The organism is Pseudomonas sp. UYIF39 (assembly GCF_029963765.1).
GTDB lineage: Bacteria > Pseudomonadota > Gammaproteobacteria > Pseudomonadales > Pseudomonadaceae > Aquipseudomonas.
Genome location: NZ_JALBYU010000022.1, coordinates 93,450 through 109,811 on the forward strand (window position 1 = coordinate 93,450; position 16,362 = coordinate 109,811).

Consider the following 16,362-nt stretch of genomic DNA (forward strand, 5'->3'; position numbering starts at 1 on the left):
TCCTAATCCAAGCTTAGTTCACCCCGCTCCCACGGTTACCGCTTCAGCGATAACGCGGTGCTGCCGTGGAGTTGCCGAACAAACCTGAAAGCGTCTGGCGCTGGGCTTCATAGGCGTCCCACTGGTCGCCTTGGTGCAGGCCCGGAATGGTCACCACTTCGCCTTGCGCCAGGCCCGTCAGCGCGGCGTCGACCATGTCCTGAGCAGACATCACGATCTCTTGCGGCAGGTTTTCCACCGGGTTGCCGGCCTCGCTCCAGAAGTCGGTGGCGGTGGCACCGGGCAATACGGCCTGGATACGAATGCCTTTGTCGGCCAGCTCGCGGTGCATCGATTGGCTCAGGCCGAGGACAAATGCCTTGGTCCCGCCATACACGCCGTTGAGAATTTCCGGGGCGATGGCAACGATCGAGGAGATATTGATCACCGTCCCGGTGCCGCGAGCGACGAAGCCTGGCACCACCGCGTAAGCCAGGCGCATCAACGCGGTCACGTTGAGGGTGATCATGTCTTCCATGTCATCCACGGGGCTGCCGAGCAGCGGCATGACAGCGCCGACCCCGGCGTTGTTGACCAACAGGGTGATACTGGCGTCGGAGCGTAGAATTTCTTCGACCCGCCGCACGTCGGCCTTGTCTTTCAGATCAGCGGCAACCACTTCGACGGCACGACCGGTTTCGTTACTCAGGTGGTTGGCCAGGGCGTTCAGTTTTGCCTGGCTGCGGGCGACCAGAATCAGGTCGTAACCTTGCCGGGCGAGACGGTCGGCATACACCGCGCCGATGCCTGAAGAGGCGCCAGTGATCAGCGCGGTACCTTTGGATGAGAGGGCCATGTCGATTTCCTTCACAGTGAGGCGATAACGTCGCCGGGTGTGAACCGTTATAAAGGGTCTAACGCCCGTCTCAAATGACGTTTAAAGTACGTTTTTCGGACACGACCTTTTGAGGACATCTCGATGACTTCCGTGGCATTTGTAGTGTTTGAAGGGTTCCAGTCCATGGCGCTGGCGGCCATGCCGGTGTTCGAGTACGCCAATTCCAGCGCTGGCGAAGCGCTCTATGAAGTGAGCGTGATCTCCGAAGATGGCCGCACGTTGCGTGCTTCCTGTGGTTTGAGTGTCGGCACCCAGGCTTTTGATGAGCGAGTGTTCGACACGGTGATTGTGGTGGGCGGCGATGCCATCCTCGAGCAGGCGCCCGAGGGCGTACTGACTTACCTGCGAGACAGCGTTAAAACCGCGCGGCGCACGGCGTCGATCTGCTCCGGGGCGTTCGTCCTGGCCCAGGCCGGTTTGCTCGACGGACGGCGCGCCACCACCCACTGGGCTTATGCCCGGGAGCTGCAAGCGCGGTTTCCATCGATCAAGGTCGAAGAAGACCGCATCTACGTCGTCGACGGTTCGATCTGGACCTCCGCCGGAATGACTGCCGGCATCGACCTGGCGCTGGCCATGGTGGAAAAGGATCACGGCGCCGCACTGGCCCGTTCCGTGGCGCAGAAACTGGTGATGTACCACCGCCGCGCGGGCGGCCAGTCGCAGCACTCGGCGCTGCTGGAACTGGAAGCGAAATCCGACCGCATTCAAACCGTCCTCGGCTATGCGCGAGAACACCTCACCGAGACGTTGTCGGTGGAGCAACTGGCAGACGTCGCGCGCCTCAGCCCTCGGCAGTTCAGCCGGGCCTTCCGGGCGGAAACCGGTCAATCTCCGGCCAAGGCCATCGAAAACCTGCGCCTGGAAACGGCGCGACAGATGCTGGAACGCGGGCGCCTGACCCTCGATCAGATCGCCGAAGAGTCCGGCTTCAGCGACTGCCGCCGCATGCGCGAAGCCTTCCTTCGGGCGTTCGGGCAGCCGCCGCAGGTGATTCGGCGTAATGCCAGGGCCGACACCGCCATGTAGGAGCGGCCCGAGCCTGCGGCAGCTCCTACACTGAACGGTGTCAGGTCCATTTGGAGGTGCAGATGAAAATCTCGGCCAAACTGGCGTTTTTCGCCGTTGTTTCCACCCTCGCCTACCTTGGGCTCGCGGTGTGGGGGCTTGGCGGATTATCGGCGTTTTTCTCTCATGCACCGCTGGTGGTCATTGCGCTTGCCACTTTGGTGATGGCCATCGCGTCCTTGTTCACCGAGGTCAACCTGAGTTCCGGCGAACGTGAAGACCGGGCCAATCGTTGGGTGCTGCCGGCGTTCGGGGTGATCGGTCTATTGAGCGGGTACCTGCCGGCCTACAACGACCGGATCGACTTCTGGACCTTTGGTGGCGAAGGTGTGCGCTGGCTCGGGGCGTTGCTGTTCATCATCGGCGGCGCTCTGCGGTTGTGGCCGGTATTTGTGCTGGGCAAGCGTTTCAGTGGGCTGGTGGCGATTCAGCCGGGGCACACGCTGGTCACCGACGGAATTTATCGCACCTTGCGCAACCCCAGTTATCTCGGGCTGATGATCACTGCGGTAGGTTGGGCCCTGGCCTTTCGCTCCGGCGTTGGCTTGTTGCTGGCCGCAGTGACGCTGATCCCGCTGATCGCCCGCATTCACGCCGAAGAAGGGCTGTTAAGGGCGCAGTTCGGCAACGAATACGAGGCTTATTGCACCCGCAGTTGGCGGTTGCTTCCCGGGGTTTATTAGCCATCCACAGGACCAATATGGGAGCGAGCTTGCTCGCGATGGCGATCTTTTAGTCACATCAATGCTGAATGTGCTGATGCCATCGCGAGCAAGCTCGCTCCCACATTAGATAGTGTGAAGGCGGATATGATCGTCGTGATCCACATGGGCGACGACCGACACATAGCTGACGAGCGTGGCATGCGGGGTCTGGAGCGGATGGTCGTGGGTCGCGGTCACCACGATAAGGCCCGCGCCCGCTGCCTCGGCGGCAAGAATGCCCACGCTGGCGTCTTCAAAAATCAGGCAATCGGCAGGTTCAACGCCCAAGCGCTTGGCCGCCAGTCGATAACCCGCAGGATCGGGTTTACCGGCACTGACGTCTTCGGCAGTGACCATCACCAAAGGCTCTGGAATGCCCGCCGCGGCCATCCGCCGCAACGCCAATGCCTTCGGCGCCGAGGTGACGATCGCCCACTGGTTGGCGGGCAGCGACTTCAGGAAATTCGCCGCGCCTGGCACCTCGATGATCCCCTCGACATCCTCGATTTCCGCCTCGGTGATGAACGCCGCTTCAGCCTCGGCATCCACCCCGGGCAACGCCAGACGATTGATGGTGTCGATGGCGCGAACGCCATGGATGGTGGGCAGGAATGAGTCGACATCGACGCCGTGGCGCAAGGCCCAGGCCGCCCAGATCCGCTCGGCAGCGGCGATAGAGTTGAGGACGGTGCCGTCCATATCAAACAGAAAAGCGCGGTACGGGGTATTGAAGACAGATTCTTGAGCAGACAAAGGGGAGCTTCCTCTCGCAAGTGCCAGGCGGGTTCGCCGAACAATGTAGCATTTGCGAGGAGCTGCCGAACGCGGCCCGAGCCTTCGGCAACTCCTGCAGAGGATTTCTTCACTAAGCGGGACGCGGTGCTTCAACAGGCGGGGTGCCGTCGTGAAACATCGTTTTCAGTTGAGCACGCAGTTCCGGTGAGTCAGTGTGCTTGTGAACACTGACCGCATGCTGTGCAGCGGCTTCTAGCAGTTCGTTTTCAGAGTCTGCGGACAGTGCGACCGAGCATTTGGCATCGCTTGGAAACTCGCGGCAGTCGATGTATTTACGCGCCATGATCTTCTTCTCCCTACGACGAAGGCAGGCCGTGGCCTGCGTGAACGATCACTCGACGCGCCACCCCATACATCAAACGCGATTACATGTCGCACCGAGTGTGCCGACTCTTGAAGTATAGGCCCGCCACAAGGCGAATCGTGACTACAGGGTAGTTTTCGACTTCAAGGCGCCTTCCACACAGTCCAGCAACTGCCCAAGTGCCCACGGTTTCTTGATGAATGAAACCGAATGCCTGACCCCGGCGCTTTCGGGCGTTTCGAAACCGGACATGATCATGATCGGTTTGTCCGGCCAGCGGTCGCCAAACAGGTTTGCCAGGTCTGCACCATTGAGTTTGCCTGGCATGGTGATGTCCGTGAGCAATAGACGGACGCCTTCGGAGTGTTGTTCCAGATACGCTGATGCGGCGTCTGCGCTGACATGCGGTTCAACCACAAAGCCTTCTTCCTGAAGAATTTCACAGAGAAACTCCAGGATCAGCGGGTCGTCCTCAACCACAAGAATCAACCCGTCAGGAAGGTGCTCACCCGCCGTCGATACTGGACTCATGACCGTGACACTCCCTGATTGCCTGAATGATTTCGCGCGCTTAAATCCGCTGCCTATCAGGTATGAGCAGCGGACTTCACGGAAATTCATTTTTGATACAACCGGGCGATTAAATCAGGCGTCCTGCAAAATCAGATCCGCGCCCTTCTCCGCCACCATCAGCACGGCTGCGTGAGTATTGCCAGAGGTCACGTTAGGGAAAATCGATGCATCGACAATGCGCAAACCGTCTAAACCATGGACTTTAAGGCGCTTGTCGACCACCGACTTCCGTTCGTCCGCGCCCATCGCGCAGGAACCGCACAGGTGATAAATCGAACCGCTGTTTTCGCGAAAGTACTGCAGCATCTGTTCGTCACTTTCGATGGCCGGCCCCGGCAGCACTTCTTCGACGGTAATGCCTTTGAGTGCCGGCGCCTGCATGATTCTGCGCATCAAGCGGCTGCCCTGGATCACCTCGTCGATGTCCTTTTGCGTGCTCAGGTAATTCGGGTCGATCAGCGCCGCGTCCCGCGGATTTTTCGAGGCGATCTCGATGTGCCCGCGACTGGTCGGCCGGCACGGGTTGAAGCACAACAGGAAGCCTGAATACGGTTCGGGCTTGAGGCTGGCCTTGTTGTTTTTCGGGATCTGGTACGACAGCGGATTGAAGTACAACTGCAGGTTAGGATTGGCTTGCAGCTCGTTGCCACGGAAAAAACCACCGGCCTGATTGACACTCATCGCCAGTGCGCCCTTGCGGGTGAACAGGTACTTCAAACCCAGTTTGAACTGACCGAACAGCGAGCTCAGTTGATCGTTGAGCGTCGGAATGTTGGCCTTGTAGTAGTAACTGGCGCACAGGTGGTCTTGCAGGTTCTGCCCCACCGCCGGCAGGTGTTTGACCAACGGGATGTTGTGTTTGGCCAGCAGCGCCTGATCCGCGACACCGGACAATTGCAGGATCTTCGGCGTGTCTACGGCACCGGCGCAAAGAATGACTTCCTTGTTGGCGGTAAATGTCCGCACCACGCCGTGCTGGGTGATGGAAATCCCCGTCGCCCGGCAGTTATCAAACAACACCCGATCCACCAGTGCGTAATGCTCGACCGTCAGGTTCGGCCGGCTCAGGGCCGGGTGCAAATGCGCGAAGCTGCTGGAGCAGCGCTGACCGTTGCGGGTGTTGACGTCGTAGATTCCCGAACCTTCAAATTTCGGGCCGTTGAAGTCGTCGCTGTGCGGATAGCCGAGTTCGTCGCAGCCCTTGAGGAACACATCACAGATCGGGTGGGTATGACCCTTCATCGGGGTGATGCTGATCGGGCCGCTGCCGCCGTGGTATTCGCTGTCACCCAGCGGATGGTTTTCCAGTTTTCGGAAGTACGGCAGCACGTCCTTGAACCCCCAGCCATCGTTGCCGTTGGCGGCCCAGTCGTCGAAGTCATGGGCCTGGCCACGGACGTAGACCATCGCGTTGATCGAACCCGAACCGCCCTGGACTTTACCGCGCGGGGCATAGATTTCGCGGTTGTTCAGCTGCTTTTGTGGCTGGCTGTAGTACATCCAGTTGAAGGTCGGGTTGTAATACATTTTGGCGAAGCCGACCGGGATCTTGAACCACAGGGAACTGTCCTTGCCGCCCGCTTCCAGCAGCAGCACCGTGTGTTTGCCCGAGGCCGAGAGCCGATTGGCGAGGATGCAGCCAGCGGCGCCTGCGCCAGCGATGATGTAGTCGTATGTCATGCACGGTTACCGCGTAAGTCGTTATCCAAAAAAAAAGCCCAGTCAGGTACAGCACAAAACCTGTGGGAGCGGGGGGGGGGGGGGGGGGGGCGGGTCAGTCAACATTGATGCTGAATGTTCTGCCGCTTTCGCGAGCAAGCCCGCTCCCACAAGGGGGCTGCGGCAAATCCCGTCAGCCTCTGGCCGGCGATGTGTCTTTGACGTCAACCGGGGTCGGCGCCATTTGCAGGTGCAAACGTTCGCCGGTGTACGGCGAATGCCTGCGCACCACGTCCATGTTCAGTTCCACCCCAAGGCCCGGCTCGGTGGACGGGATGATGTAACCGTCCTCCCATTGCAGCGGTTTGGTCAGGACTTCGGCATGGAACCCGCCCCAGGTCATGATGCTTTCCTGGATCAGGAAGTTCGGCGTGCACGTCGCCAACTGGAAACTCGCCGCCGCGCCAATCGGCCCGTTATAGAGGTGCGGCGCGATCTGCGCGTAATAGGCCTCGGCCATGCTCGCGATCTTCTTGGCTTCCAGCAGCCCGCCGCAGCGGGCGACGTTCATCTGCAGAATCGACGCCCCGCCGGCCTGCAGCAGTTTGAAGAATTCGTACTTGGTGGTCAGTCGTTCGCCGGTAGCAATCGGGATGCTGGTTTTGGCCGCGACTTGCGCCATGGCCTCTTCCTGACCCGGCGGCACCGGTTCTTCGAACCACAGCGGATCATATTTCTCCAGGCGCTTGGCCAGGCGAATCGCCGAGGACGGCACCATTTGCCCGTGGGTGCCAAACAGCAAATCGCACTTGTCGCCCACCGCTTCGCGGATCTTGCGGCAGAAGGTTTCGCAGCGCTCCAGCACTTCCAGCGAGATCTGGTGCCCGGAGTAGGCGGTGTACGGCCCGGCCGGGTCGAACTTCACGGCGGTGAAGCCTTTGTTCATGTTCTCGATGGCGCATTCGGCGGCCAGGTCCGGGTCGTCGTAGTCGTACTCGCCCTTGCTGTTGACCGGGTACAGGTAGGTGTAGGAACGCAGGCGCTCGTTGACTTTTCCGCCCAACAGTTCATACACCGGTTTGTTCGCCGCCTTACCGATGATGTCCCAGCAGGCCATCTCCAGGCCGCTGACCACGCCCATCATGGTCAGGTCCGGCCGCTGGGTGAAACCGCTCGAATAGGCCTGACGGAAGAAGCGTTCGATGTGGTGCGGGTCGTGGTTGAGCAGGTAGCGTTCGAACACGTCTTCGATGATCGGCAGCATGGCTTTCGGGCCGAAGGTCGCGGCGTAGATTTCGCCCACGCCTTCAATACCGCAATCGGTCTTGAGCTTGACGAACAGCCAGTACATGCCGCCGATGTGCGGTGGCGGAACGGCAACAATATGAGTTTCAAGGGCGACGATTTTCATCTCATGCACCTGCCTTGATCAAAGATTTACGGTTGATTCGAGCGCGCAAGGTCAGGGCCGCGAAGGTCCCGAGCAGGCCGACGGAAGCGATGTAGCCGAAATACAGCTTGTAACCAACAGCACCGGGGAAATGTTCAGTGAGGTAGCCGTTGATCAACGGAATAAAGGCGTCCGGCAGGTAACCGACCACCGAGACGATGCCGATGGCCAGGCCGGTGATGCGCAATGGAATGTTGCAGGTGTCGAGGATCGCCCAGTACAGCCCGCGAATGGCGTAGGTCATCAAGCCGATGAAGATCACCGTGCCGACCAGCAGGCCCATGCTGTTGAGCGCCGGGAACACGATCAGGCCGACCATCGCCAGGGTCGCTAGGAACAGCGCCACGATCAGCACCGAGATGTTCGAGAACTTGTCACCGAGCCAGCCACCGCCGATGCCGCCAATCGGGCGCATCCACAATTTGATGGTGGTGATGGTGCCGGCCATGACCGCGGTCATGCCGCCGCCCTGCAAGTAATCGGAGAAGCTATAGGTGGCCCAGAAGATGTGATAGCCGCAGAAAACGATGGCGGTGACCAGCCACAGTTCAGGGATTTTCACCAAGGTCGTCAGGTCGCTGAGCAGGTTGTACTTGCCCTTCTCTACCGCTGCCGTGTCTTCCATCGACTTCGGGTCCTTGATCAACACCAGCACACAGCCGATGGCGATACAGGTGAAGGCGTAGAGGTAGACCACATGCTTGAAGCCTTCAGCGGCGGACTCACCACGGGTTTCAGTGGCGAACGCGAACAGACCCAAGGCAACGGTTGCCAGCAAGGCTTCGACCAGACCACGACCGCCGTCGAGGATGCCGAAGAACCGGCCCTGTTCAGTGTGATGGGCAATCATCTTCACGCGTTTGAGCACCGACGCCCAGAACGTCAGGCCAGTGGTCAGGCCCCAGCAACCGAAGATGATCATCAACCCAGTCATCGACGGTGCCGTGGAGTACCAAAGCCCCAGGGCTCCGGTGGCCACCAGCGAAAAGAAAATCAGGAACCGTGGCGCAATCCGGTCCGCCAGCCAGCCGCTCGGCAAGTAACTGAGGAGGAAAATCGTCCCCAGCATCGAGTACAGATAACCCAGCTCGCTGTGGTTGATCTGGAACACTTCGAGCATAGTGGTCTGGTAGACCTGGCGCAGGTACAGGATCGGGTAGATCGCCCCGGCCGCCAGCACCAATAGCATCAACTGGAAATAGCGACTTCCCTTGTCACTGTGGCTTTTTGAACCCGCGTTCGAACCCTGAACAGCGGCAACAGTGGTTGCAGGCTTGGACATCTGTGTGACCTCGGGCAGCCCGGTGGTCCGGGCGCCCCAAATAATTGTTTTTATAGGTGTGGCGTGAGGCGTGTTGCGGGTGGATCAGTACTTCATCACCACCAGACGGGTCTGAGTGAATTCAAGCATGCCGTGCTTGCCGTCATCACCGCCCAGACCGGAACGTTTCCAGCCGGCGTGGAAGCCCTGGTACGGGTCTGCCGGCGTGCGATTGACATACAACTCGCCGGCCTCGATGGCGTTGGCGACTTTCATGGTGGTGCGGTAGTCCTCGGTGTACAGCACCGAGGACAGACCGAACTGATGGTCGTTGGCCATGGCCAGCGCTTCGTCGATGTCGCGGTACTTGAGCACCGGCAGCACCGGGCCGAAGATTTCTTCCTGGATGATTTCCATGTCCTGACGGCAGTTGCTGAGCAGCGTCGGCGGGTAGAAATGACCCTTGCCTTGGGGGATAAAACCACCTGTTTCCAGTACAGCACCGTCGGCGATGGCGCGCTCGACCATGGCGTGGATGTTCTGCTGCGAACTGGCGTTAACCAGTGGGCCCATCAGGCTTTCGTCGTTGGCGCGGTCGCCGAACTTCACCGCGCTGATTTTGGTTTTAAGCAGTGCGAGGAATTGTTCGTAGACACTTTCCTGGACGTAGACCCGTTCGACCGCCGTACACAACTGGCCGCAGTGGGTGGTCTTGGAGGCGATGATCGCGGTCGCGGCGGCTTCAAGATCGGCGTCGGCCTCGATGATCGCCGGGGTCTTGCCACCCAGTTCCAGGGATGGCTTGGCGATGTTGGCCTTGCAGTAATCGAGCACGATGCGCCCGGCGTTGACGCTGCCGGTCAGGGTGATCAAACCGACAGCCTTGTGGGTGCAAACCGCTGCGGCGGTGGCGTGATCCATGGTCAGGATGTTCACCACGCCGGCGGGCAAACCGGATTGCTGCACAGCCTTGGCTATCTCGAACGCCGAGGTCGGGGTGTTGTTGCTTGGGCGCACAACCACCGTGTTGCCGGCAATCAACGCCGGGGCGATTTTGCGCAGCAACGTATAGACCGGGTAGTTGAACGGAATCAGGCAGGCGACCACGCCGATCGGCTCGCGGTGCAAGAACAGGTTTTCGTTTGGGGAATCGCTGGGAATGATCTCGCCTTCGATCCGGCGTGCCCACTCGGCGTGGTAACGGGTGATCTGCGCGGCGTAACGGGCCTCGTTGCTGGCGTCGGCAACGCTCTTGCCGGACTCGGCAGCCAGGGCTGCGCCGATGTTTTCAGCGCAGGCATCGAGGGCGTCGGCGAAGGAACGCAGGTGTTCGGCGCGTTCGATGCTGGTGAGTTTGCCCCAGACTTTCTGGGCGCCTGCGGCGGCTTCGACGGCTGCAGTGGCTTCATCGGCGGTCGCCGCTGAAACATGGCCCACCAGCGCTTCGGTCGCCGGGTTGTAGACTGCGATCAGCGCTTCGCTGGCAGGTTCAATGAAGTGACCGTTAACAAAATTTCGCTCGGTTCGCATGTGCATCGCCCATCGTTGTTTTTATCCAGTGAATGCAGTCTTGTCATTGGGCTGGTGTTGAACAAACGATTTATTGAGCGATGTAACATTCGAAAAATGCAGGTTAACCCTGAGAGCGATGAGATACCTTGTGGGAGCTTGCCCGCGATGAGGGGCAGGCCAGTCAACATTGATGTCGACTGAAACACCGCTATCGCGAGCAAGCTCGCTCCCACCGGGTTCTGCATCGGTCAGTTAGCGGCGGTCGAGGGCTCCAGCTGCCGCTGCGCCAACCAGATTTCCTCCTGCAACCACTGACTAAACACCTGCAATTGCGGCATCAGCGTCTGCTCGGGCCGGGTCACCAGCCAATAGGATTGATGCCCTTCCACATGCACGTTCAGCACCTGGGTCAGTTGCCCGCTCGCCAGTTCCGAAGCGACCATGTGCCAGTCGGCAATGGTAATGCCCAGGCCGTCGATGGCCGCGCGGATTGCCAGGTCCAGCAGGTCGAATTCATAACCGCCCTGGGTGTCGACGCCGGTGATCCGCGCGGCGTCCAGCCAGTGTTTCCAGGTCAGGTAACGCTGGTCTTCCCGGGCCAGCACATGCAGCAACGTCAGGCGATTGAGGTCAATGCCCCGCTCGCTCCACTCCCGTGCGTACAAGGATGGTGCGCAAACGGCGATGTGCCGTTCCTGGATCAGCAACGAGCTGTCCAGGCCGTCCCATTCACCGTCGCCAAAACGGATCGCGCAATCCAGCGTACTGGTTTCCGCCAGGCTGTCCTGCAAGCGCGTGGTGATGCTCAGTTCCAGTTCCGGATGCTTCTCGCGCAGCCGCCCCAGACGCGGCATCAACCAGCGGTTGGTGAAGGTTGGCGGCGCGTTGATGTGCAGGCGATTGGAATGGGTTTTCTGCTGAATACTGCGCACCGTCAGTTCGATTTTGTCGAAGGACTGATGCAATGCCCGCAGCAGAATCCGACCGGCGCTGGTCAATTCGAGGTGGTGGTGACGGCGCTCCAGCAGGTTTTCACCAAGCTGCTCTTCGAGCTGACGCACCTGGCGGCTGACCGCGCTCTGGGTAACATTCAGCAACTCCGCCGCCCGGGTAAAGCTGCCTGTACTGCCGGCCACTTCGAAGGCTTTGAGCGCATTGAGCGCGGGCATTTTGCGTTTCATGAAGAGTACTCGGGCAAGGGCTGACGAGTGCCAAGCATCCCACGGCTTTCGGGAAATTTCCTGAGTAACATGCATTTTTGTGTTGTGCAGGACGATTTCTGCGGCTTCAACTCCAACCTGTGGCGAGGGGCTTGCCCCCGTTGGACAGCGAAGCCGACCTAAAACCTGCAACCTCAGTGAATCAGACACACCGCCATCGACTGGATGGCGGCTGCTTAGAAACCGAACGGGGGCAAGCCCCCCCCGCCACAAGTAATCGGCAATATTCAGATTGCGTCGGTTTCAGCCCGATAACTGTCGCAGACGTATAAATAGCATGAGTATTTCGCAGCACACTCATGACTATTAAGCACTGGCTGTTTTCTTCATATAAACGCTAGTCTGATTTTAATTAAATACCCCTAATACGCCAATGCACTTACATAGGGCAAACCCTGCAGCTTCGCCCCATACTGTTGCAATTAATCTGATCGAGCCGAACATATGCCACCCCCTATAAGTTCATCTGCAAGAAGTATTGGCATATTGGCTTTGATCTTCACCGCCTGTAACGCCACCACCCACGGCTTCAGTATTTTCCTGTATTCGGCGTTATTACCCGAGATCCGCCAAGAGTTCGAATTGAGTTACAGCCAAGCCGCGTTTATTGCGGCGCTGCTGCAACTGTTTTACATGGGCGCGTCGATTGTCAGTGGCATCGCCGCGGCGTGGATCAGCCCGCGCAACATGGTGCGCCTGACGATGGCCTTGAGCCCGATGCTGTTGTCGCTGGCGGTCACCACGCCGTGGGTGCTGCCGTTTGCGCTGTGCCTGGCGCTGGTTTCGGCGTGTGCGGTGTCGAACTGGAATGCCATCGCCGCACTGGCCAGCGAAGTAATCCCCGCCTCCCACCGCAGCCGGGTGCTGGGGTTGGCGTCTTCCGGGGCGGCGTTTGCGATTTGCCTGAATGGTTTGCTGATCGCCTTGTTGCAAGGGATCTCCCTGATGCAGTTTTGGCTGATCTGTGCGGCCCTGACGCTGATCGTCACCCTGCTGACGTTCTGGGCCCTGGCACCGCTCGCTAAAGAGCAAAGCCTCAAACCCTCTCCTGCGCCGTCGCTACGCCGGGTGCTCCGGCAATGGCTGCACCTATGCCTGGAGTATCCGGTGGCGCTGCATATATTGCTGCTCAGCGCGTTTATCGGCGCGATCAGCGGACCCTTCCTGAACTTCCTCTCGGCGTTTGCCAGCGACCGCCTGGGCGCCAATGCGCAGATCACCGGGTCGTTGTGGACGCTGATCGGTATCGGCGGGGTTGTCGGCGGTTTGCTGCTGGGTTCATTGGCGGATCGCTGGGGCGCGCTGCGGGTCATGGCGTTGAGCATCAGCGCGTTCGGCGTGGCGATGCTGGCCCTGCTCTGGCAACCGAGCCTGAGCCTGACCTGGCTGGCGGCCGGGCTGTTTGCGCTGTTCTATTTCCCGGCCTGGGGATTGATGGCCGCCTACCTCAGCGCCCGGTTGAGCCCGGTGCAAAGCCTGCAAGTGGTGAGCCTGAGCATGGTCGGCTATGGACTGGGCAGCGCCACCGCCAACTGGCTCTGTGGCTGGCTGCTGCAAGCGACCGGGCAGTTTGCCCTGGTGCATGGCTGGATCGCCTGCTGGGTGGCGGCCAGCCTGTTATTGCTGGGACTGATGGCCCGCCGTCAACGCCGCGAGCCCGCGCTCGGCCAACCACTCTGAACGGCCCAACTGCTGCGAGAGAATGCCCACCAAGGCCTCCACCGCCTCACACTGAGTCGAACGCCAGAACATCAACCGCGCCGGCTCAATTGGCGGAAAGCCCTGGGCTTCATCGAGTACCTGCCAACCCGGCGGCACCAAGCGCTGCGCCGTGACACCCACCGACTGCCCCTGTTCAATGGCAATCCCGATGCCCCGCGGACTCTGGCTGGTGTAAACCACGTGCCACGGCCGCCCGGCCTCGGCCAACGCCCACACGGCGTTGGCCCGAAACGCGCAACCCTCGGCATACACCGCCAATGGCACCGATGCGTCTTCCCTTGCATGCCAGCCTTCGGCTGCCACCCACACCAGCGGCTCGTCGCACAGGTACTCACCTGGTTGCAGATTGGCGTGCTGCACACCCAACACCAGATCCAGTTCGCCGCGCTGTAGACGGCTGACCAGCGCCGTGGACATCTCGCAACAAATGTCTGGCCGCACGTGCGGAAACTGCGCTTGAAAGTCCCGCAACACTCCGGCCAGGCAGAACTGCGCATAGTCCTCGGGCATGCCAATGTGAATGCACACCTGCTCGTCGGGCAGGTGCACGGCGTTGATCGCATCGGCGTGCAGCTTGAGGATCTGCCGGGCGTAAATCAGAAAAGTCTCACCGCCGGGCGTCAGGCTTATCGAGCGACTCGTGCGCTGTACCAGCGGCGTGCCGACGATCTCTTCCAGTCGCTGCAAACTCTGACTAATCGTCGATTGGGTTTTATGCAGACGCTCGGCCGCCGCGGAAAAACCATGACACTCGATAATCGCGACAAAGACTTTAAGCAAGGTCCCATCCAGTTCGCCTGACATAACTATCGCCCCTGCCGATGGATTCGATCACAACTTGTAATTTCCACTTCGCACCTCTTTCAGCAACTATCAATTCAACGCCAAACACTGACCATTGATAGTTCCAGGAGACTTACATGAGCCTTCAACTTGCCGACGCCGAAGTGGGCGATATCAGCGACATCATTAATACCGAGTTGTACCCCATACATGATTCGGGCCATGTCCAATTGCAGGCGTTGATCGAACACGCCCGCGCCGAACTCGCCGAGGACGGTTGCTGCCTGCTGAAGAATTTCCTGCGGCCCGAGGTGCTGGAACAGGCCCGTGCCGAAGGTCAGGCGCTGTCGGGGAAGACGTTTTACTCGGTGCGCAAGGTCAACGCCTACTTTACCGAAGACGACCCCGCCCTGCCCCAGGATGACCCGCGCCGCACATTCATGGAGCGCACCAGCGGCTTCGTCACCCGGGACATGATCGCCCCGGACGCAATCATTCATCGCCTGTACGTCTCGCCGATGATGAAGCGTTTTATCGGTGCCTGCCTGAACGAACCGGAGATTTTCGAATACGCCGATCCGTTCGCCGGCCTGGTGATCAACGTCATGCCCGAAGGCACCGAGCAGCCCTGGCACTTCGACACCAACGAATTCATCGTCAGCATGATGACCCAGAAACCCGAGGCCGGCGGCCTGTTCGAATACGCGCCGATGATCCGGACCCGCACCCAGGAAAACCTCGGTGCTGTCGGCAAAGTGGTGCGCGGCCACGACCGCAGCCGCGTGCAGGGACTGGAACTCAACCCCGGCGACTTGCAGATCTTCAAGGGCCGTTTCTCGGTGCACCGGGTGACCCGCGTCGAGGGCGCCACCGAGCGCAACACGGCGATCTTCGCCTACTCGGAAAAACCCGGAATCATCGGCCGCGCCCAGCGCACCAAGTAGCTTTACGGACGCCTGTCCGAGGCCCACCTGCAAGCCGAACGCAACCTGGTGCGCAGCGACCAGTTGCTCGACTGATCCACCCAAAAATTCCTGAAAAAAAACCAACCGTATTTGCCCTGCGAGGAACACCCCATGAGTCTGTCCGGCCCTAACCGCAACCCCGCCGACTGCGAACCCACGTACGACGAGATCCAGCAGATCCAGCTCGACCGTTTGCAACGGGTGCGCAACGAACTGAAAAAACGCAACTACGCCGCCTGCGTGCTGTTCGACCCGACCCACATGCGCTACGCCACCGGCTCGCGCAACATGCAGGTGTACTCGGCGCGCAACCCGGCGCGTTACGCCTTCATCCCGGCAGAAGGCCCGGTGGTGGTCTTCGAATTTGGCGGCTGCCTGCACCTCGCGGAACAGCTCAACACCGTCGATGAAGTGCGCCCGGCCAAAGCCATTTCTTATTACTTTTGCGACAGTTTCCTCAATAACGTCACCGCCGAATGGGCCGCCGAAATCGATGAATTGGTGCGCAAGCACGGTGGCGGCAACAAGCGGGTCGCCATCGAAAGCGCGACCTCGGCTGCCGCGTTCGAACTGCAAAAGCTCGGCTACCAGATTTTCGATGCTCAGGAACCGCTGGAGCGGGCGCGCTGCATCAAAGTGCCGAACGAGCTGAAGATGATCCGCGCCAGCCTGCGCGCCACCGAGGCCGGCGTGCGGTTGATGGAAAGCAAACTGGTGCCGGGCATCAGCGAAAACGAACTGTGGTCGCACTTGCACCAACACGTGATTGCCACCGACGGCGACTACGTGGAAACCCGCCTGCTGTCCTCCGGGCCGCGCACCAATCCATGGTTCCAGGAATGCAGCACCCGGCCCATCGAGACCGGTGACCTGGTGGCGCTGGACACCGACGTGGTCGGGCGTTTTGGCTACTACGCCGACTTCTCGCGGACCTTCCTCTGCGGCGAGCAAGCCGCCACCGCCAAGCAGCAGGAACTGTACAAACTGGCCTACGAGCAAGTGCAGACCAACATGGAAATGCTCAAGGCCGGCCGCAGCTTCAAGGAGTACGCCGAGCTGGCGTGGAGGATCCCGGATAACTACAAGGCCAACCGCTATTTCGCCTTGGCCCACGGCGTCGGCATGACCGGTGAATACCCGTACGTGGTGCACCGCGAAGACATTGATGCGCTGGGTTACGACGGCGTTTTCGAAGCCGGCATGACCATCTGCGTGGAAAGCTACATCGGCCACGACGAGGGCGGCGAAGGGGTCAAGCTCGAAGAGCAGATCTACATCCACGAAAACGGCATCGAATTGCTTTCCGACTACCCGTTCGATCCGCGCCTGATGCCGCGTTGATTCCAACGCACGGGTCCCCCCTATAAACGCGCCCGCTGTAGCAGCTGCCGAAGGCTGCGTTCGGCTGCGAAGCAGTCGTCATCCAGCCAATGCGGTGCAGCAGAAAGAGCGCGGTCGCCCCCTTTTGC

The 16,362-nt window shown here is 60.1% G+C and carries 15 protein-coding genes; 5 read left to right on the top strand and 10 right to left on the bottom strand.

Features of this window, described 5'->3' with window-relative positions:
* Positions 1 to 43 precede the first annotated feature (43 nt).
* A complete protein-coding gene (locus MO767_RS24335) occupies positions 44 to 835 on the bottom strand; it encodes an SDR family oxidoreductase (protein WP_282482603.1) in 792 nt (263 codons plus the stop codon).
* A gap of 123 nt (positions 836 to 958) precedes the next feature.
* Here MO767_RS24335 and MO767_RS24340 point away from each other — a divergent pair, with 123 nt between their 5' ends.
* Both MO767_RS24340 and MO767_RS24345 read left to right on the top strand, forming a co-directional pair.
* On the top strand, positions 959 to 1,906 hold the full coding sequence (locus MO767_RS24340; RefSeq protein WP_282482605.1) for a GlxA family transcriptional regulator: 948 nt from the start codon (positions 959 to 961) through the stop codon (positions 1,904 to 1,906).
* A gap of 62 nt (positions 1,907 to 1,968) precedes the next feature.
* On the top strand, positions 1,969 to 2,628 hold the full coding sequence (locus MO767_RS24345) for an isoprenylcysteine carboxylmethyltransferase family protein (RefSeq protein WP_282482606.1): 660 nt from the start codon (positions 1,969 to 1,971) through the stop codon (positions 2,626 to 2,628).
* A 105-nt stretch (positions 2,629 to 2,733) separates the two neighbouring features.
* On the opposite strand, the gene MO767_RS24350 is transcribed toward MO767_RS24345, so the two are convergent.
* From MO767_RS24350 to MO767_RS24385, 8 genes are all read right to left on the bottom strand, one after another.
* A complete protein-coding gene (locus MO767_RS24350; protein ID WP_282482607.1) occupies positions 2,734 to 3,402 on the bottom strand; it encodes an HAD-IA family hydrolase in 669 nt (222 codons plus the stop codon).
* Between the two features lie 112 nt (positions 3,403 to 3,514).
* Positions 3,515 to 3,727, bottom strand: coding sequence for a DUF1059 domain-containing protein (locus MO767_RS24355; protein ID WP_008156959.1), 213 nt, complete (start codon positions 3,725 to 3,727; stop codon positions 3,515 to 3,517).
* A gap of 144 nt (positions 3,728 to 3,871) precedes the next feature.
* Positions 3,872 to 4,279 carry a response regulator gene (locus MO767_RS24360; protein ID WP_282482610.1) on the bottom strand — a complete coding sequence of 136 codons (408 nt, stop codon included), beginning with the start codon at positions 4,277 to 4,279 and terminating at the stop codon, positions 3,872 to 3,874.
* Between the two features lie 114 nt (positions 4,280 to 4,393).
* Positions 4,394 to 6,001, bottom strand: coding sequence for a GMC family oxidoreductase N-terminal domain-containing protein (locus MO767_RS24365; RefSeq protein WP_282482611.1), 1,608 nt, complete (start codon positions 5,999 to 6,001; stop codon positions 4,394 to 4,396).
* A gap of 172 nt (positions 6,002 to 6,173) precedes the next feature.
* Positions 6,174 to 7,391 (bottom strand): mandelate racemase/muconate lactonizing enzyme family protein, encoded by a 1,218-nt coding sequence (locus MO767_RS24370; RefSeq protein WP_282482612.1) that lies wholly within the window; start codon positions 7,389 to 7,391, stop codon positions 6,174 to 6,176.
* Between the two features lies 1 nt (position 7,392).
* Positions 7,393 to 8,712, bottom strand: coding sequence for an MFS transporter (locus MO767_RS24375; RefSeq protein ID WP_282482614.1), 1,320 nt, complete (start codon positions 8,710 to 8,712; stop codon positions 7,393 to 7,395).
* Between the two features lie 84 nt (positions 8,713 to 8,796).
* Positions 8,797 to 10,221 carry an aldehyde dehydrogenase gene (gene aldA / locus MO767_RS24380; protein WP_282482627.1) on the bottom strand — a complete coding sequence of 475 codons (1,425 nt, stop codon included), beginning with the start codon at positions 10,219 to 10,221 and terminating at the stop codon, positions 8,797 to 8,799.
* Positions 10,222 to 10,451: 230 nt separating this feature from the next.
* Positions 10,452 to 11,384 carry a LysR substrate-binding domain-containing protein gene (locus MO767_RS24385; protein ID WP_282482615.1) on the bottom strand — a complete coding sequence of 311 codons (933 nt, stop codon included), beginning with the start codon at positions 11,382 to 11,384 and terminating at the stop codon, positions 10,452 to 10,454.
* A gap of 483 nt (positions 11,385 to 11,867) precedes the next feature.
* Between MO767_RS24385 and MO767_RS24390 the strand changes: the two genes are divergently transcribed.
* Entirely contained in the window at positions 11,868 to 13,103 is a 1,236-nt protein-coding gene (locus tag MO767_RS24390) for an MFS transporter (RefSeq protein WP_282482617.1), read from the top strand.
* Here MO767_RS24390 and MO767_RS24395 read toward each other — a convergent pair.
* Complete coding sequence (locus MO767_RS24395; RefSeq protein WP_282482619.1) at positions 13,041 to 13,949, bottom strand: LysR family transcriptional regulator; 909 nt, start codon at positions 13,947 to 13,949, stop codon at positions 13,041 to 13,043. The two genes, MO767_RS24390 and MO767_RS24395, sit on opposite strands and share 63 nt — an antisense overlap.
* Positions 13,950 to 14,065: 116 nt before the next feature.
* Between MO767_RS24395 and MO767_RS24400 the strand changes: the two genes are divergently transcribed.
* Together MO767_RS24400 and MO767_RS24405 are read left to right on the top strand one after the other, a co-directional pair.
* A complete protein-coding gene (locus MO767_RS24400) occupies positions 14,066 to 14,872 on the top strand; it encodes a phytanoyl-CoA dioxygenase family protein (protein ID WP_282482620.1) in 807 nt (268 codons plus the stop codon).
* Between the two features lie 132 nt (positions 14,873 to 15,004).
* Positions 15,005 to 16,234 carry a Xaa-Pro peptidase family protein gene (locus MO767_RS24405; RefSeq protein ID WP_282482621.1) on the top strand — a complete coding sequence of 410 codons (1,230 nt, stop codon included), beginning with the start codon at positions 15,005 to 15,007 and terminating at the stop codon, positions 16,232 to 16,234.
* Positions 16,235 to 16,362: the final 128 nt, after the last annotated feature.